This window comes from Pseudomonas sp. S30 (genome assembly GCF_016518545.1).
In the GTDB taxonomy this organism is placed as follows: Bacteria; Pseudomonadota; Gammaproteobacteria; order Pseudomonadales; family Pseudomonadaceae; genus Aquipseudomonas.
This window is the reverse complement of the sequence record NZ_JACVTO010000032.1, coordinates 17,980-33,581: the sequence shown is the minus strand read 5'-3', so window position 1 is coordinate 33,581 and position 15,602 is coordinate 17,980. Positions and strand designations below refer to the sequence as shown.

At 66.2% G+C, this 15,602-nt stretch carries 14 protein-coding genes and 3 pseudogenes; 2 read left to right on the top strand and 15 right to left on the bottom strand.

Translation table 11 applies throughout. The features are described from left to right. From IAE34_RS23505 to IAE34_RS23495, 3 genes are all read right to left on the bottom strand, one after another. Positions 1 to 676, bottom strand: a 676-nt coding sequence (locus tag IAE34_RS23505; RefSeq protein WP_200141354.1) for an SDR family NAD(P)-dependent oxidoreductase, incomplete at its 3' end; no start/stop codon positions are given. Between the two features lie 40 nt (positions 677 to 716). Then, positions 717 to 1,442, bottom strand: coding sequence for an SDR family oxidoreductase (locus IAE34_RS23500; protein ID WP_200141353.1), 726 nt, complete (start codon positions 1,440 to 1,442; stop codon positions 717 to 719). 191 nt (positions 1,443 to 1,633) lie between these two features. Continuing rightward, positions 1,634 to 2,128 carry a hypothetical protein gene (locus tag IAE34_RS23495; protein ID WP_200141352.1) on the bottom strand — a complete coding sequence of 165 codons (495 nt, stop codon included), beginning with the start codon at positions 2,126 to 2,128 and terminating at the stop codon, positions 1,634 to 1,636. Positions 2,129 to 2,377: 249 nt separating this feature from the next. Between IAE34_RS23495 and IAE34_RS23490 the strand changes: the two genes are divergently transcribed. Further along, positions 2,378 to 2,908: a GAF domain-containing protein gene (locus tag IAE34_RS23490; protein ID WP_200141351.1), complete on the top strand. Its 531-nt coding sequence runs from the start codon at positions 2,378 to 2,380 to the stop codon at positions 2,906 to 2,908. Between the two features lie 76 nt (positions 2,909 to 2,984). Here the strand turns inward: IAE34_RS23490 and IAE34_RS24870 are convergent, their stop codons facing one another. Next, complete coding sequence (locus IAE34_RS24870) at positions 2,985 to 3,848, bottom strand: methyl-accepting chemotaxis protein (RefSeq protein WP_442793247.1); 864 nt, start codon at positions 3,846 to 3,848, stop codon at positions 2,985 to 2,987. Next, positions 3,843 to 4,625 (bottom strand): annotated as a pseudogene (locus tag IAE34_RS24865) (MCP four helix bundle domain-containing protein); the annotation flags it as partial. The pseudogene IAE34_RS24865 and the gene IAE34_RS24870, both read right to left, overlap by 6 nt. Positions 4,626 to 4,924: 299 nt before the next feature. Between IAE34_RS24865 and IAE34_RS23480 the strand changes: the two are divergent. After that, positions 4,925 to 5,341, top strand: a complete 417-nt coding sequence (locus IAE34_RS23480; protein ID WP_200141349.1) for an Ivy family c-type lysozyme inhibitor — start codon at positions 4,925 to 4,927, stop codon at positions 5,339 to 5,341. A 53-nt stretch (positions 5,342 to 5,394) separates the two neighbouring features. Here the strand turns inward: IAE34_RS23480 and IAE34_RS24860 are convergent. The 10 genes and pseudogenes from IAE34_RS24860 to IAE34_RS23435 form a co-directional block, all read right to left on the bottom strand. Next, positions 5,395 to 5,637, bottom strand: a pseudogene (locus IAE34_RS24860) (methyl-accepting chemotaxis protein); the annotation flags it as partial. Positions 5,638 to 5,652: 15 nt separating this feature from the next. Next, positions 5,653 to 6,384: pseudogene (locus IAE34_RS24855) on the bottom strand (PAS domain-containing protein); the annotation flags it as partial. A 483-nt stretch (positions 6,385 to 6,867) separates the two neighbouring features. Next, positions 6,868 to 8,151: a C4-dicarboxylate TRAP transporter large permease protein DctM gene (dctM, locus tag IAE34_RS23470; protein WP_200141347.1), complete on the bottom strand. Its 1,284-nt coding sequence runs from the start codon at positions 8,149 to 8,151 to the stop codon at positions 6,868 to 6,870. Continuing rightward, positions 8,151 to 8,783 carry a TRAP transporter small permease gene (locus IAE34_RS23465; protein WP_200141346.1) on the bottom strand — a complete coding sequence of 211 codons (633 nt, stop codon included), beginning with the start codon at positions 8,781 to 8,783 and terminating at the stop codon, positions 8,151 to 8,153. Before IAE34_RS23465 ends, dctM begins: the two co-directional genes overlap by 1 nt. 67 nt (positions 8,784 to 8,850) lie before the next feature. Next, on the bottom strand, positions 8,851 to 9,849 hold the full coding sequence (locus tag IAE34_RS23460; RefSeq protein WP_200141345.1) for a TRAP transporter substrate-binding protein: 999 nt from the start codon (positions 9,847 to 9,849) through the stop codon (positions 8,851 to 8,853). A gap of 197 nt (positions 9,850 to 10,046) precedes the next feature. Beyond that, on the bottom strand, positions 10,047 to 10,868 hold the full coding sequence (locus IAE34_RS23455; protein ID WP_200141344.1) for an HpcH/HpaI aldolase/citrate lyase family protein: 822 nt from the start codon (positions 10,866 to 10,868) through the stop codon (positions 10,047 to 10,049). A 19-nt stretch (positions 10,869 to 10,887) separates the two neighbouring features. After that, entirely contained in the window at positions 10,888 to 12,087 is a 1,200-nt protein-coding gene (locus IAE34_RS23450) for a CaiB/BaiF CoA transferase family protein (protein WP_200141343.1), read from the bottom strand. A 20-nt stretch (positions 12,088 to 12,107) separates the two neighbouring features. Continuing rightward, a complete protein-coding gene (locus IAE34_RS23445) occupies positions 12,108 to 13,457 on the bottom strand; it encodes an MmgE/PrpD family protein (protein WP_200141342.1) in 1,350 nt (449 codons plus the stop codon). Between the two features lie 10 nt (positions 13,458 to 13,467). Then, the gene (locus IAE34_RS23440) at positions 13,468 to 14,631 is read right to left on the bottom strand and encodes an acyl-CoA dehydrogenase family protein (RefSeq protein WP_200141341.1); all 1,164 of its coding nucleotides are present in this window, start codon (positions 14,629 to 14,631) and stop codon (positions 13,468 to 13,470) included. A 31-nt stretch (positions 14,632 to 14,662) separates the two neighbouring features. Continuing rightward, the gene (locus IAE34_RS23435; RefSeq protein WP_200141340.1) at positions 14,663 to 15,502 is read right to left on the bottom strand and encodes an FAS1-like dehydratase domain-containing protein; all 840 of its coding nucleotides are present in this window, start codon (positions 15,500 to 15,502) and stop codon (positions 14,663 to 14,665) included. Between the last annotated feature and the right edge of the window lie 100 nt (positions 15,503 to 15,602).

The window sequence follows — 15,602 nt, the reverse complement described above, 5'->3', positions numbered from 1 at the left end:
CCACCTCCTCCGGCTGCCCCACCCGCCCCATCGGGGTCATGTGCATCCAGGTCGGGAACCAGGCTTCATTCTCCATCCCACCCCGCGACAGGTCTGTCTCTATATACCCAGGCGCCACGGCGTTCACGCGGATTCCCTGCCCGGCCACTTCGCTGGCGAGGGTTCTGGTCATCATGTGCACCGCGGCCTTGGAGGCGTTGTACGCCACCTGCTGCTGCGGCACGTTGGACACCAGCCCGGACATGGAGCCGACGTTCAGCACCGCGCCGCGGCCCTGTTCGCGCATGATCGGCAGGGCGGCGCGGCAGCAGCGGAAGACGGCGTCGAGGTTGACCGACATCACGTCGCGCCAGGCGTCGTCGGGGTAGTGCTCGGTGGCGCCGTGGCTGGCGATGCCGGCGTTGTTGACCAGGATGTCCAGGCGGCCGTGCCATTGGGTGGCGCGCTGGACCATTTGCGCGGCGGCGGCGGGGTCGGAGAGTTCGGCTTCGATGAAGCGGAAGGTGACGCCGGCTTCTTCCAGGGTGGCGGCGGCGGTGGGGTTGAACTGCCGGCCGCTGATGACCACCCAGGCGCCCGCTTCGCCCAGGGCCTGGGCGATGGCAAGACCGATGCCGCGGGTGCCGCCGGTGACCAGTGCGACCTGGCCGTCGAGCCTGAATTTATCAAGGATCATGACTACCTCTTCTTGTGATTGTGGGTGCGATCGCAGGGATCTACAGGTCGACGTTGCTCGGCAGCAGCACCAGGTCGCGCACGGTGACGTTGCGCGGGCGGCTGAGCATGAACAGCACCGACTCGGCCACTTCGCGCGGCTCCATCAGCGAGCCGTTGGCCAGGGCGTCGGTGAGCTTGTCCTTGGGCCAGTCCTTGAGCAGGGCGGTGACCACCGGGCCGGGCAGCACCGAGCACACGCGGATGCCGTGGCGGGACACCTGGCGGCGCACCGTGTGGGCGAAGGCCTGCACGGCGAACTTGGAGGCGGTGTAGACCGGCTCGCACACCACGGGGATGACGCCGGCTACGGAGCTGGTGAGGACGATGTCGCCGGTGCAGCGCTCGACCATGTGCGGCAGCACCGTGCGGATGGCGCGGAAGGTGGCGTTGACGTTGAGGTTGAGCATGCGGTCCCAGGCGTCCGGGTCCGCGTCGAGCACGTCGCCGCCGACATAGGAACCGGCATTGGCGTGGAAGATGTCCAGGCGGCCATGGCGCCTGAGGATGGCGGCGAGCAGGCCGTCGACGCTTGTTGGGTCGAGCAGGTCGGCGACCCAGGGTGAGGCGTTTTCGCCGAGTGCTTCGCAGGCGTGTGCCAGGGCTTCTTCGCAGCGGTCGATGAGCACGACGTTCGCGCCTTCGGCGACCATCGCCCGTGCGCATTCCAGGCCGATACCCGCCGCCGCGCCGGTGATGGCGGCGACCTTCCCAGAGAGAGTGAGCATTGTGTGATCCCTTACAGCCAGACGGTTAGGAAAACCAATCCTTGACCCGACCTGTCCGTAGATCGGGCTGCCCGGCCACACGCGCGACGTGGGTCACGTGGCGTGGGGCGGGTCCATGCCTGCACATGCCCCGAGGGGCAATCCGGGCAGTGTAGACCAGATGGCGCTGGCCTGTGCAGGCGATTTCGCGTTCAGCGCTGCGGCTTGAGCTTGAGCAGGCCGCCGTCGTACCACACCAGGGCCAAGTCGCCGGACTGGGTGGTGTAGAAGGTGGGGTTGGCGCCCATCACCGGGCCCCAGCTGCCGGTTTCGCAATGCACCGAGTAGGAGGTGGTGTCGTGCATGCCGAGTTTTTCGAGCAGCGCACTGTTTTCCTCGTTGGGGTTGGCGGTGAGCGCGTTGATCACCGGCTGGCTGCAGGTGTCGCTGTTGCCGCCTTCGGAATCCCACTTCAGCGACTCCGGGCTGAAGGTGAGGGTCTTGTTCATCAGGCTGGGGTCGTCGTCGACCAGCGCCTGCACGCCGTCGTCGGACACCGCGACACCGGCGACGGTCCAGCGTCCATCGAAGGAAAAGCCCTTGGCCTCGATGGCCGCGGATTTGGCCGGGGTATCGCCAGTGCCATCGCAGCCGGCCAGCGCCAGCAGTCCGAAAGTCATCACCAGGGGGGCGACGAAGGTATTCATTCAACTATCTCCATGGGCGAAGGGTCTGAGTGTAGGCGCACGCTGGGCGATCCATCCGTCTGGATGACACTGAAAACGACAGCCATCCATCCGGGGATCTGCCACAGTCGCGCGTCGTGCTAGCATCCTGAGACTTGGACGTGGGGCTTGGATTCGGATCAGGATGGATCAGCGGTCGACACCAGGGTCGGCGGTGGCGCTCGATGTCATCGCCTGTTGCACCACAACATCACACGACGAAGAGCACCCATGCACACCAGCCTCCTAGATCTGTCGCAGCATCTGTCACAACCCGAGCGAAACGCCATCGCCGAAATCGAAGCGACCACCAGTATTCTTCGCCTAGTGACCCGTGTGACCCACATGAAGTTCGCCGCCATCGCCAAGTTCAGCGAGTCGGACTGGGTGACCTGCTCGGTGTACGACCCGGAGGACATCGGCCCAGACACGGGTGACAGCGTGCCGATCGAGACCACCATCTGCGATGAATTTCGCAGCATGCCCACTGCCCTGCTGATCCCCTCCATCAGCGAGGTGAAGCGCTTCGCGATCAAGCCGATCGTCAAGCAGTACCAGCTGGAGAGCTACGCCGGGGTGCCGATCTACCTGCCCGATGGGCGCCTGTACGGCGCGCTGTGTGCCCTGGATACCCAGCGCACCACCCTGGACGACCCGGATCTGGCCGAAACCCTGTCGCTGTTCTCGCGGCTGATCGGCTGCATTTTCTACAACAACATGCAGCAGGAAGCCGACGACTCGCGCGTGAGCTACGCGCGCTGAACGGCGCGGTGCTCCATTGAATGCAAACAGGGCATGACGCTGTCGCCAGCGCATGCCCTGTTCGTTTGCGGGCCGATCACAGACGGAAGCGGCCGACCATGTCGTTGAACGAGATGGCCAGGCGCGACAGCTCCTGAGCCGAGGCGGTGGTCTGGTGGGCGCCGGCGGCGGTCTGGGTGGAGAGGTCCTGGATGTTGACCAGGTTCTTGTCCACTTCACGGGCCACGTTGGCCTGCTCTTCACAGGCGCTGGCGATGACCAGGTTGCGGTCGTTGATGCTGGCGATGCCCGAAGCGATGGCTTCCAGGGCCTGACCGGTGGCCGTGGCCAGCTTCTGGGTGTTGTTGACCAGCGTCTGGCTCTTGGCCATGGCCACTACGGCCTCGTCGGCGCGCGACTGCACGCTGCCGATCATCTGCTCGATTTCCACGGTGGACGACTGGGTGCGGGCGGCCAGTGCCCGCACCTCGTCGGCCACCACGGCGAAGCCGCGCCCCTGTTCGCCGGCACGCGCGGCTTCGATGGCGGCGTTGAGCGCCAGCAGGTTGGTCTGCTCGGCGATGCCGCGGATCACGTCCAGCACCTTGGCGATGTCCTTCACCTGACCGGCCAGATGCTCGACGGTGGTCGAGGACGCCTGGATTTCGACCGTGGCGCTGTTCACCGCCGCCACGGCATCACGGGCCTGGCCGACGCCCTGATCGGCCTGCTGGCGCGCCGCCTTCGAGGCTTCGGAGGTGGAGACGGCGTTGCGGGCCACTTCGTCCACCGACGACGTCATCTCGTTCACGGCAGTGGCGGCCTGCTGGATTTCGTCGTTCTGGCGCAGCAGGCCGCGGCTGCCGTCTTCGGTCACCGAGTTCAGCTCTTCGGCGGCGGAGGCCAGCTGATGGGAGGCGTCGGAGATCTGCTGCAAGGTGCGCTTGAGGCTGTCCTGCATCTCGCCGATGGCGTTGATCAACTGGCCGGTCTCATCGCCGTTGGCACTGGCGACTTTCTGCGTGAGGTCGCCCTGGGCCACGCGCTGCGCGGCGGTCACCGCCTCGGCGATGGGCCTGCCGATGGCCCGGCTGATGAACAGGCCCAGCGCGATGGCGATGATGAACGCGACCACGATGCCGGCATACAGCACGGTGGTGACCTGACTTTCCTGAGCGGTCGCGTCTGCCGCGCCTTCGGTGATCTGGCGATTGTTCGAGTCGACGATGATGCCCAGTTCGGTCAGCGCCTTGTCGTAGGACTGCGCGAGGTCGCCGGACAGTAACGTGCGCGCCCCTTTCAGATCGCCGCTTTGCACCAGATTGACCGCTTGTTGCAACTGACCTTGGTACACCGGCCACAGGGTTTCGAAGCGGTCCCCGGCGGCGCGTTCATCGTCTTCCAACGGCGTGGCACGATAGATGGCGAAGGCTTTTTCGCTGGCCGCCCGGTAGTCGGTCATTTCCCTGAGGATGCCGTCGCGGGTCGGTTGCGGCGCGCCTTCGGCAGCGGCCGTGAGCAGCGAGTACAGCGCGCGCTGCTGGGCGATCACATCGCCGCGGGTTTCGGCGGTCTTGGCCACCGACACCAGGTTGTTGGTGAATACCAGGCTCAGGCTCTGGGCCATCTGGCCCACCCCTCGGCTACCGAGCATACCGATGGCCAGGGTGATGAAGGCGCACACGGCGAACGCCGTCACCAGTTTGGTCGAAATACGGGCGTCTCTGAGAAAACTCATGGTGGTCTCGATGTGAAGTGAGTCGATACCAGCGTATCGACATCATCGGAGCCTTTTTGAGGGATATTATGGGATCCAAGATGTAAGGTTGTTCATGGAACTTTCCAGCGATAGCGAGCTGTTCGTCCTATCGGTTTCGGCGATCGGAAAAGCGGTTTGTCACCTTGTAGATCTGCCGTTGTCTTACGGGTGAGGCGTGAATGGCATCTATCCTCTGAATGAAGATGCATTCTCGCGTCATGGACCTGCGACCGTCGTTCGAGGGTCGCTGGCCGATCTAGCCATCACAGGAGTCGTCGATGAAACTCACCCCTTCCCTCTTGCTGGGCGCTCTGCTCGCCGGCGGCGCCCTGCACGCCAGCGCCGCCGATCAATACCTGCCGGACCTGGTACAGAAAGCGCCGTACAAAGCAGCGTACGCGAAAATGGTGGCGCTGCCGGAATGGATCAGCCAGGGCAAGGGCACCGCTACGCCGCTGCGCAAGGTCAAGCTGGACAACGACACGGTGCTGGTCGGCAACGTATGCAAGCCGCATGACTGCAAGAACAACCAGCTGGTGGTGGTGTTCGATGCCAAGGGCACGCAGTCGTGGGGCTTGCTGGCCACGCGCCAGGAAAACGACGAGGCCTACGAGAAGCACTATCTCGGCGCGCCGAACGAGACGGTGAAAAAGCTGCTGGAAAGCACCTTCGAGCGAGACAATCCCGATGATTGAGTGACGGGGCCGTAGCCCCGTCAGGCTTCTCAGCCGCGCATCATGTCGGCGGCTTGCTGAGTGGCCTCGGTGGTGCGCGTGGCCAGTTTTCGCACCTCGTCGGCCACCACCGCGAAGCCCCGGCCCGCCTCGCCAGCACGCGCCGCTTCGATGGCCGCGTTGAGCGCCAGCAGGTTGGTCTGGCTGGCGATGCTCTGGATGGTGCCGACGATCTGCGTGAGCTTGGCGATGTTCGACTCCAGGGTGCGCTGGTGCGCCGCCTCGGTGTCGCGCATGGCCTTCTGCTGGTGTTGCAGGTCGACGTCCACCAACGCGCCCACCACCCGCAACGGTGCGCCGCTGGCATCGCGCTTGGTCTGCCCGCGGGCGCGGAACCAGCGGTATTCGCCGCTCTTGATCTTCAGGCGGTACTCGATGTCGAAGGGGGTCTTGCCGCTGCGGTCGTTCAGGTGCGCCTGGAAGGCCTGGAGGCTATAGGCCTTGTCTTCGGGGTGCAGGCGCGAGGCCCAGCTGTCGAGTACGTCGGGGAATTCCTCGACGGTCTCGAAACCGAGCAGGCGGCGGAACTGCGGCGACCACCAGAAGGGGTTCTTCGGGTTGACCGGATCGCCCGCGATCACTTCCATGTCCCACAGGCCGTCGGACAGCATTTCGCGCGCCAGCTCGAAACGGGTGATGATCACGTCGTGGGCCTGGGCGCGTTCGAGTTCGTCGTGGATGTCGCGCAGCGCACCGGCCACGCGCAGTGGCGTGCCGCGGCCGTCGCGCAGGGTCTCGCCCTGGGCGAAGAACCAGCGGTAGCTGCCGTCCTTCATGGCCAGGCGGTTCTTCACCCGGTAGGGGGTCATGCCGGACTTGTCGTTGAGGTGGCGGGCGAAGGCGTCCAGGGTGGCGGCGCGGTCGTCCGGGTGCAGGCGGTCGGCCCAGCTGGCCAGCACGTTGGGGAAATCCTGCTCGTTGCGAAAGCCGAGCATTTCGCGGAACTGCTGCGACCACCAGAAGCGGTTGCGCGGATTGACCGGATCGCCTGCCACCACCTCCATATCCCACAGGCCCTCGCTGGAAGCGCGGTTGACCAGGTCGAAACGGGTTTCCGAGGCGCGCGCGCTGGCATCGGCCTCGGCCAGCAGCTGGCGCGCCGACTCCAGTTCGCGCTCCAGCTCGGCGATGCGCGCGCTGTCCTGCACCGCCTGCGCTTCGCGGGAGGTCCAGGCCTGTTGCACGGCGGTCCAGTTGGCCGGGCCTTGGTCGGAAAGAGAGAGGGATTGGGTCAGTTGCTTGAGGGCCTGACGTTCGCCGGAGGGACGCAAGAGATGCAGCATGGTGGCAATACTCGAAGAGAGACGAATGCCTTTCCATGGCTGACAGGGTGGATCTGCGCGGCGCATCGTGGCGGGCGGAAAAGGCCCGACGCGACCTGCGCAACCTTCGACACGCAGGGCGTGGCAAAGGTTGCGCAGCATTAATGGCTATATGATATCCAAGCTCTGCGCATCCTGCTGGCCGACCCGCGGCCTTTCGTCGGGCTACGGCATGCCCAGCCACTGCGGCAGGGCCAGCGAGATGAACGGCACGTAGGTCACCAGCACCAGGAACAGCAGCAGGATCGACAGCCATGGCAGCGCGGCGCGGATGGTCTGGCCCAGGGTCAGGCCGGTCACCGCGCTGGTGACGAACAGGTTCAGCCCCACCGGCGGGTGCACCAGGCCGATCTCCATGTTCACCACCATGACGATGCCCAGGTGGATCGGGTCGATGCCCAGCTTCATGGCGATGGGGAAGAAGATCGGCGCCAGGATCAGGATGATCGCCGAAGGCTCCATGAAGCTGCCGGCCACCAGCAGGACGATGTTGACCATGATCAGGAAACCGATCGGCGTCAGGCCCTCGGAGAGCACCCACTGGGTGATCTGCTGGGGAATCTGCTCGGTGGTCAGCACGTGGGCGAAGAGCATGGCGTTGGCGATGATGAACAGCAGCATGATGGTCAGGCGGCCGGATTCGAGCAGCACCCGGGGGCATTCGCGCCAGCTCATGTCGCGGTACACGAACAGGGCGATGAACGCCGAGTACACCGCCGCCACCGCCGCCGCCTCGGTGGGGGTGAACATGCCGCTGTAGATGCCGCCGAGGATGATCACCAGCAGCAGCAGGCCCCAGAACGCGCGGCGTGCCGTGCGCAGCCATTCGGAAAAGCTGGCGCGCGGCAGGGCCGGCAGGTTCTTGATGCGCGCGACGATGTAGATCGCCACCATCAGGAAGATGCCCAGCAGGATGCCGGGGATCACGCCCGCCATGAACAGCTTGCCCACCGAGGTTTCAGTGGCGGCCGAGTACACCACCATGACGATCGACGGCGGAATGAGGATGCCCAGGGTGCCCGCGTTACAGATGATCCCGGCGCCGAACTCCTTGGGATAGCCCGAGCGCACCATGCCGGCCACGGCTATCGAGCCCACCGCCGCCACGGTGGCGGGCGAGGAGCCGGAGAGCGCAGCGAACAGCATGCAGGCCAGCACTGCCGCGATGGCCAGGCCGCCGCGGATGTGTCCGACACAGGCGTTGGCGAAATCGATCAGGCGCCGGGCCACGCCACCGGTGGTCATGAACGCGCCGGACAGCAGGAAGAACGGGATGGCCAGGAAGGTATAGCTGTCGGAGGTCTCGAACAGCTTGATCGCCAGCGAGCTGAGCGAGTCCTGGCTGAACAGCAGGATCGATACGGCGCCGGACAGCCCCAGGGAAATGGCGATCGGCACGCCGAGGAACATGAACACGAACAGCAGCAGGAACAGGCAGATGACGGTCATCAGTGCGACTCCTCGCCCGGGTTGGCCAGCTTGCTCGCCTCGCCCGCTTCGTCGGCCAGGCCCAGGCTGGTCTGGCGATGGGTGACGATGCGGTAGAGAATTTCCAGGTAGCGCACGATGATCAGGGCGAAGCCGAACGGCACGATCAGCGCGATGTGGCCGATCTTGATGCCGTAGCGGTCCAGGTCCTCGGCGCCGATGCCGGCGGTGAGCACCGCGCTCACCCATTTGATGCTGGCGATCAGGAACAGGCCCGCGTAGGCCAGGCAGCAGGCGCAGGCGATCATCGCCAGCACGCGTTGCACGGGCTTGCGCGCGCGACGCACCAGCACGTCGACGCCCAGGTGGCCGGCGGTACGCACGCCGTAGGCGATGCCGAAGAAGATCAGCCAGCCGAACAGCGCTTTGGTGAGGGCGATGCTCCAGGTCATCTCCTGGGCGTAGCCCATCAGGTGGTCGCCGATGTCGAGCATCAGTTCGCTGGCGAAGCTCCAGTGGTCGGCGAGGCTGTAGAACATCGTGTAGAGGTTGTTCACCGCCACGTAGAGGAAGGTGATCAAGGTCATGGCCGCCAGGAGGAAGGCGATCATGCCTTCCTCGAAGTGCTCCCAGACGTATCTGAACCGTTGCATGGGCAGTCTCCGGACGAGTTGAGGCCGGGCCGACTGGCTAGCAGACGGCCGAGGACGGGGACGTGGATCAGGACGCGGTGTTGGCGGCGTCGGCAGCCTTGATCAGGTCGGCGCCGATCTGCCCCGAGAACTTGTCCCACACCGGGCGCATGGCCTCGCGCCACTGAGCGCGCTGCTCGGGGGTGAGGGGGTCGATCTCGCTGGTCTTGGCGTCGATGATCTTCTGCCGCGAGGCAAGGTTGAGTTCTTCGGCCTGGCGATTCACCTCGACCGTGACCTTGTCGATGATGACCTGCAGTTCACTGCGCACGTCTTCAGGCAGACCGCTCCAGAACTTGGCGTTGGTGATCACCATGTAGTCGATCAGGCCATGGTTGGTTTCGGTGAAGTACTTCTGCACTTCGTAGACCTTCTGGCTTTCGTAGTTCGACCAGGTGTTCTCGGTGCCGTTGACGGTGCCGGCCTGCAGGCCCTGGTAGACCTCGGCGAAGCTCATCTTGCGCGGATTGGCGCGAATTTCGGTGAACTGTGCCTCCAGCACGCTGGACGCCTGGACGCGGAACTTCATGCCGCGGGCATCCTTGGGCAGGATCACCTTCTTGTTCGCAGAAAGCTGCTTGAGGCCGTTATGCCAGTATGCCAGGCCACGGATGCCCTTGTCTTCCATGGAAGTCAGCAGCGCCTTGCCTTGCGGGCCTTGCTGGAAGCGGTCGACGGCGGCGAGGTCGTTGAACAGGAATGGCAGGTCGAACAGTTGCACCTGCGGGTTGTAGTGCTCGAACTTGGCCAGCGACGGTGCCAGCATCTGCACGTCGCCCAGCAGCAGCGCTTCCATTTCCTTGCCATCGCCGAACAGCGACGAGTTGGGATAGACCTCGACCTTGACCTTGCCCTGGAGCTGCGGATCGGCCTCCACCAGTTTCTTGAACATCTGCGCGCCCTGGCCTTTGGGCGTGTTTTCGGCCACCACGTGGGCGAACTTGATGATCACAGGATCAGCGGCCTGGGCGAGAGCGGAAAGGGATACGGCGGCGGCGCACAGCAGCGCCTGGGTCAGCTTCAACATCGATGTCACCTTTTATTGTTGTTGGATGAGTCAGCAGCGACGCGTGCCAAGGTCAAGATGGCCCAGGCGGGTGTGTTTACAGAATCAGCATTTGTGTAATGGCGCGTTCGGCTGGCCTGAACGCACCCAGCAAGTGTAGCTGCTGGTGTCCGCACTGCCGGTGATCGCGGGGAAATAACCCCCACGCTCCGATGCCTTCAAGTTGCGAGGGCCAACAACCGCTGCGCACGCAGCAGCACCGGTGCGTCGACCATCTGCCCGTCGAGCAGGAACGCCCCTGCCCCGCCAGCGGCCGCGCTGGCGTCGACCACCCGCTGCGCCCAGGCCAGCACCTGCCCATCGGGCACCAGTGCGGCGTGGATCAGCGGCACCTGGCTGGGGTGGATGCACAGGGCGCCGCCGTAGCCCAGGTCACTGGCATGACGCATGGCGCGCTGCTGCCCTTCGGGGTCGCCAATGGCCGGGAACACGCCATCGAGCGGCGGCGCCAAGTCGGCGCCGCGCGAATGCAGTTGCACGGCCATGCGCGCCTGATCGAGAAACGCCTGGGCCGAAGCGCTGTCGGTGTTCAGGTTCAAGTCCAGCGCCAGGTCGAGGCTGCCGAAGGACAATCGCTCGACCCCTTCGGCCCCGGCGATGCGCGCCAGGGCGAGCAGCCCCTTGGCCGTCTCGATGATCGGCAGCACCGGCTTGCCGGTACGCCAGGCCAGCGCCACCTGCGCAGCGCTTTCCACCTTGGGCAGCAGCACCGCGACCACCCCGGGTTGCGTAGCGCAGAACGCCAGGTCGTCAGCGTGGCCGGGGTGCTGCGGGGCATTGACCCGCACCCATACCCGTGCCTGCGGGTGGCTGGCCAGAAAAGCCGCGAGGTGCTGGCGCGCCTGGGCCTTGAGCGCTTCTTCCACCGCATCCTCGAAATCGACGATCACGGCATCGGCACCCGCTGCCAGGGCCTTGGCGAACCGCTCGGGGCGACTGCCCGGCACGAACAATGCGGAACGTACGGTCGATCCTTTCATCGGCATCCTCTCCTGAAACTCACACCACACCCGCCGCCGCGAGCCGCGCCTGGTCTTCGCTGGAAAAGCCCAGCTCCTGAAGAATCGCCGCGCTGTGCTCGCCCAGCGCCGGGACCGGGTCCATGCGCGGGGTGAAGGCGGCGTTGCGCCCTGGTGGCAACAGCGAGGGTAACGGGCCGGCAGGGCTGCCCACTTCGCGCCAGCGGTCGCGCGCGGCCAATTGCGAGTGCTGCCACACGCCCCGCATGTCGTTGACCCGGGCATTGGCGATCTGCGCGTCCTCCAGGCGCGCCACCACCTCGTCCAGCGACAGGCTGGCGAAGCCGTCGACGATGATCTGGCGCAGCACTTCGCGGTGCTCGGAGCGGCGGAAGTTGGCGGAGAAGCGGGGATCGCCGGCCAGTGCCGGATCCAGCAGCACCTTTTCGCAGAACAGCTGCCATTCGCGCTCGTTCTGCAGGCCGAGCATGATGGTGCCGCCGCCCCCGGTCGGGAACGGGCCGTAGGGGTAGATGGTGGAGTGCGAGGCACCGGCGCGCGGCGGCGGCGGCGCGCCGTCGTAGGCGTAGTACATGGGGTAGCCCATCCACTCCACCAGGCTCTCGAGCATCGACACGTCGATGCGACTGCCCACGCCGGTCTTGTCGCGCAGCAGCAGTGCCGAAAGCACACCGGTGTAGGCGTACATGCCCGCGGCGATGTCGGCCACCGAGCAGCCCGCCTTGGCCATGCCCTCCTCGCCCGGCGCACCGGTCACCGAGAGGAAGCCGCCTTCGCTCTGTATCAGCAGGTCGTAGGCTTTCTTCTTCTCGTAGGGTCCGCCTTCGCCATAGCCGGAAATGTCGCAGACGATCAACCGAGGAAAGCGCGCATGCAGCTTTTCGAACGACAGGCCCATGCGCGCCGCCGCGCCGGGGGCGAGGTTCTGCACCAGCACGTCGGCCTTGGCCAGCAGGGCGTCGAGAATGCCGTCGGCTTCGCGCTGCTTGAGGTCCAGGGTCAGGCTCTGCTTGGAGCGATTGGTCCACACGAAGTGCGAGGCCAGGCCGGCCACGCGCTGGTCGTAGCCGCGGGCGAAATCGCCGCTGCCGGGACGTTCGATCTTGATCACCCGCGCGCCCAGGTCCGCCAGTTGGCGGGTGCAGAACGGCGCGGCGATGGCATGTTCCAGGCTGACGACGGTGATGCCGTCCAGCGGACGGGGAGCGGTGGCGGTCATGGCTGAGTCCTGTTCGATGTTCAATGCAGATCCGCCAGCGACGGCGTCTCGCGCAGTTGCCAGACCCGCGCGATCAACGCCCGGCCCTCGGCTTCGTCGCGCTGTCCGGCATAGGCCAGCAGGCGTTGGAACTTGGCTTCCAGTTCCGGGCGGGTCAGGGTGTTGCCCGGATCGCCCTTGGGCTGGTCGATGGCGGCGCTGAAGGTGCGGCCATCGACATCGCGCACCTGCACACGTCCCAGCCAGCGCGCCGGATAGGCGGCGTCCACTTCGGCGTCAAGCTGCATGCGCACCTTGTCGCGAAAAGCCGCCACCTGGCGATCGGTCAGGGCCAGGTCGCGAAACTCCAGCAGTTGCGCACTGCCATGCACGGCAATCAACCCGAGCACCGTGCCCATGGAGAATTTGGCCTGGTGCACCGTGCTGGGCACGTCCACCCGTCCCAGCACATCGAGCGCGCCCTGGTGCACCTGGGCGACCACTTCGGCGATCTGCCCGTGGGCCAAGCCTTCGCGCTGCATCAGCTGCAGCAAGGCATCGGCGGCCGGATGGGTGTGGCGGCACGAGGCGTGGAACTTGAACGAGGTCTCGGCCAGCGCCCAGCGGCTGCCCAGGCGATCGGACAAGCGCGAGGGGTCGGCATCGTGCGACATGCCCGCCGCCAGGCCCTGCTCGCCTTCGAGAATGTTGCGCGCCCCGCTCAGGCCATCGGCGGTGAGGTAGGCGGCCAGCAAGCCGTCGGCAGCGGCCTTGGCGGTGTGCAGTTGCTTGGAGTCGGCGGCATCGCGCAGGAATTCCCAGAGCCCGGCGGCCTGGGTGCCGGCGCTGCCCAGCAGGTTGATGAACTGCTCGCGGTCCAGGCCCATCAGCTTGCCCACGCCTACGGCGGCGGCCAGGGTGCCGACCGTGGCGGTGGTGTGGAAGATGCGGTAGTGCGAGCGGCCGAGGAACTCGCCAATGCGGATGCCGGCCTCATAGCCGGCCACCGCCGCCAGCAGCAGCTCCTGACCGGATTTGCCCAGGTCCTGGGCCGCGGCCAGCACGGCGGAGAACACTACAGTGGCCGGGTGCAGCACCGAGCTGTTGTGCAGGTCGTCCTGCTCGACCAGGTGCGAGGCAGCGCCGTTGACCAGCGCGGCGAAGTACGCCGAGGTACGCTGGCCGCTGCCCAGGATCCGGGCACGGCCGGAGCTGGGCCCCATGCGTTGGGCATAGCGCTCGAACAGGGGGATCGGGTGCGAGCCCTGGCTGGCCAGGGCCGAGCCCAGCCAGTCGAGGAACAGGTCCTCGCAGCGGGCGAGCACCTGTTCGGGAATGTCGCTGTAGCGCAGTTCGGCGAGAAAGTCGGCCAGGGCCTGGGTATCGCGCATGCTCGGCTCCTCAGAAACTGCGCGGCAGCTCGAGCAGGTGCTCGGCCACGTACGACAGGATCAGGTTGGTGGAAATCGGTGCCACCTGGTACAGGCGGGTCTCGCGGAACTTGCGCTCCACGTCGTATTCGTTGGCGAAGCCGAACCCGCCGTGGGTCTGCAGGCAGGCGTTGGCCGCTTCCCAGGAGGCCTTGGCGGCCAGGTACTTGGCCATGTTCGCCGCGGCGCCGGCGTTGGCGCCGCGGTCGTACTCGGCACAGGCGCGCCAGCGCATCAGGTCGGCGGCCTCCAGCTCGATGTGGGCCTCGGCGATGGGGAACTGCACGCCCTGGTTCTGGCCGATCGGGCGACCGAACACCACGCGGTCGCGGGCGTACTGGCTGGCCTTCTCGACGAACCAGCGGCCGTCGCCGATGCACTCGGCCGCGATCAGCGTGCGCTCGGCGTTCAGGCCATCGAGGATGTAGCGAAAGCCCTTGCCCTCTTCGCCGATCAGGCTGCTGGCCGGGATGCGCAGGTTGTCGAAGAACAGCTCGTTGGTCTCATGGTTGACCATGTTGGCGATCGGCTGCACGGTCAGGCCGTTGCCGATGGCCTGGTGCAGGTCGACCAGGAAGATCGACATGCCCTCGGACTTCTTCTTCACCTGCGACAGCGGCGTGGTGCGCGCCAGCAGGATCATCAGGTCCGAATGCTGGATGCGCGAGATCCACACCTTCTGGCCGTTGATCACGTAGTGCTCGCCGTCGCGCACGGCGGTGGTCTTGAGTTGGGTGGTGTCGGTGCCGGTGGTCGGCTCGGTGACGCCCATCGATTGCAGGCGCAGCTCGCCGCTGGCCAGCTTGGGCAGGTAGAAGCGCTTCTGCGCCTCGCTGCCGTGACGCAGCAGGGTGAACATGTTGTACATCTGGCCGTGGATGGTCCCGGAGTTGCCACCGCAGTGGTTCACTTCTTCCAGGATCACCGAGGCTTCGGCCAGGCCCAGGCCCGAGCCGCCGTATTCCTCGGGGATCATCGCCGACAGCCAGCCGGCCTCGGTCATGGCCTTGACGAAGGCTTCCGGGAAGCCCTTGCGTTCATCGATCTGGCGCCAGTAGTCGGCGGGGTAGTCGGCGCACAAGGCGCGCACGCCTTCGCGGATGGCGTTGAGGTCATCGCTGTCGTAGCTGTGCATGGCGGGAGTCTCTGCTGAGGCTGGAGGTCGGTCAGTCGAAGGTCACTTCGGCGCTCTGGGCGATGCCGTCGGCGTTGCCCGCCCACAGGCGCGCCTGGCCGGCAGCGTCGAGGCGGCCGCTCACCTGGAACGGAGTCGGCAGGGTCAGCGGGCGCAGGCCGCGGTAGGCGAAATGGCGCACGCGCTTGTCGGGGTGGGCGCGCACGAACGCGCGCAGGTTCAGGGTGGCGATCAGCGGGCCGTGCACCACCAGGTCGGGGTAGCCTTCGGTGCCGGTCACGTAGGGCTGGTCGTAGTGGATGCGGTGGCCGTTGAAGGTCACGGCCGAATAGCGGAACAGCAGGGTCGGCGTCGGTGTGACGGTCTCGCTCCACTGCCCGGCCTCGCACGGGGTGCCACTGCCGGCCTTGGGCGGGGTGGGCTCGCGGTAGACGATGTCCTGTTCCTCGCGCACGCACAGCCGGTCGTCCTGGCGGTAGTCGTGGCGCACGGTGACGAACAGCAGCGCTCCGCTGCGGCCCTGTTTCTCTTCCACCTGCAGGACCGTGGACAGCCGATGGGCCTCGCCGCCGACCTTCAGCGGCGCGAAGAACTCGACGCGCCCGCCGGCCCACATGCGATTGCGCCCCTCGGCCGGCGGCAGGAAGCCGCCGCGTGCCGGATGCCCGTCCTGCCCCAACTGCGCCTCGGCCACCGGCTCCTGGAAGAAGCACCAGGTCCACAGGTGCGGCAGCGCTTCACCATGGCCCGGCGCCGTTTCGCCGAAGGTCGCGGCGATGCGCTTGACCAGGTTGCGGCTGAGTACGTCCCAGGCTTCTTCGGTGCGGCCGATCCAGGCGCTGTAATCGATTGGGTGCGTTGCAGCAGTCATGAGCAGGGGCCTCTGGGTCTTGTTATTGTGCCGAGGGGCAGCGGCAAGCGGCGAGCAGGCGATGTTCCAAGCTTTGCCGGCGGCTTGCAGCGGCGGGTCT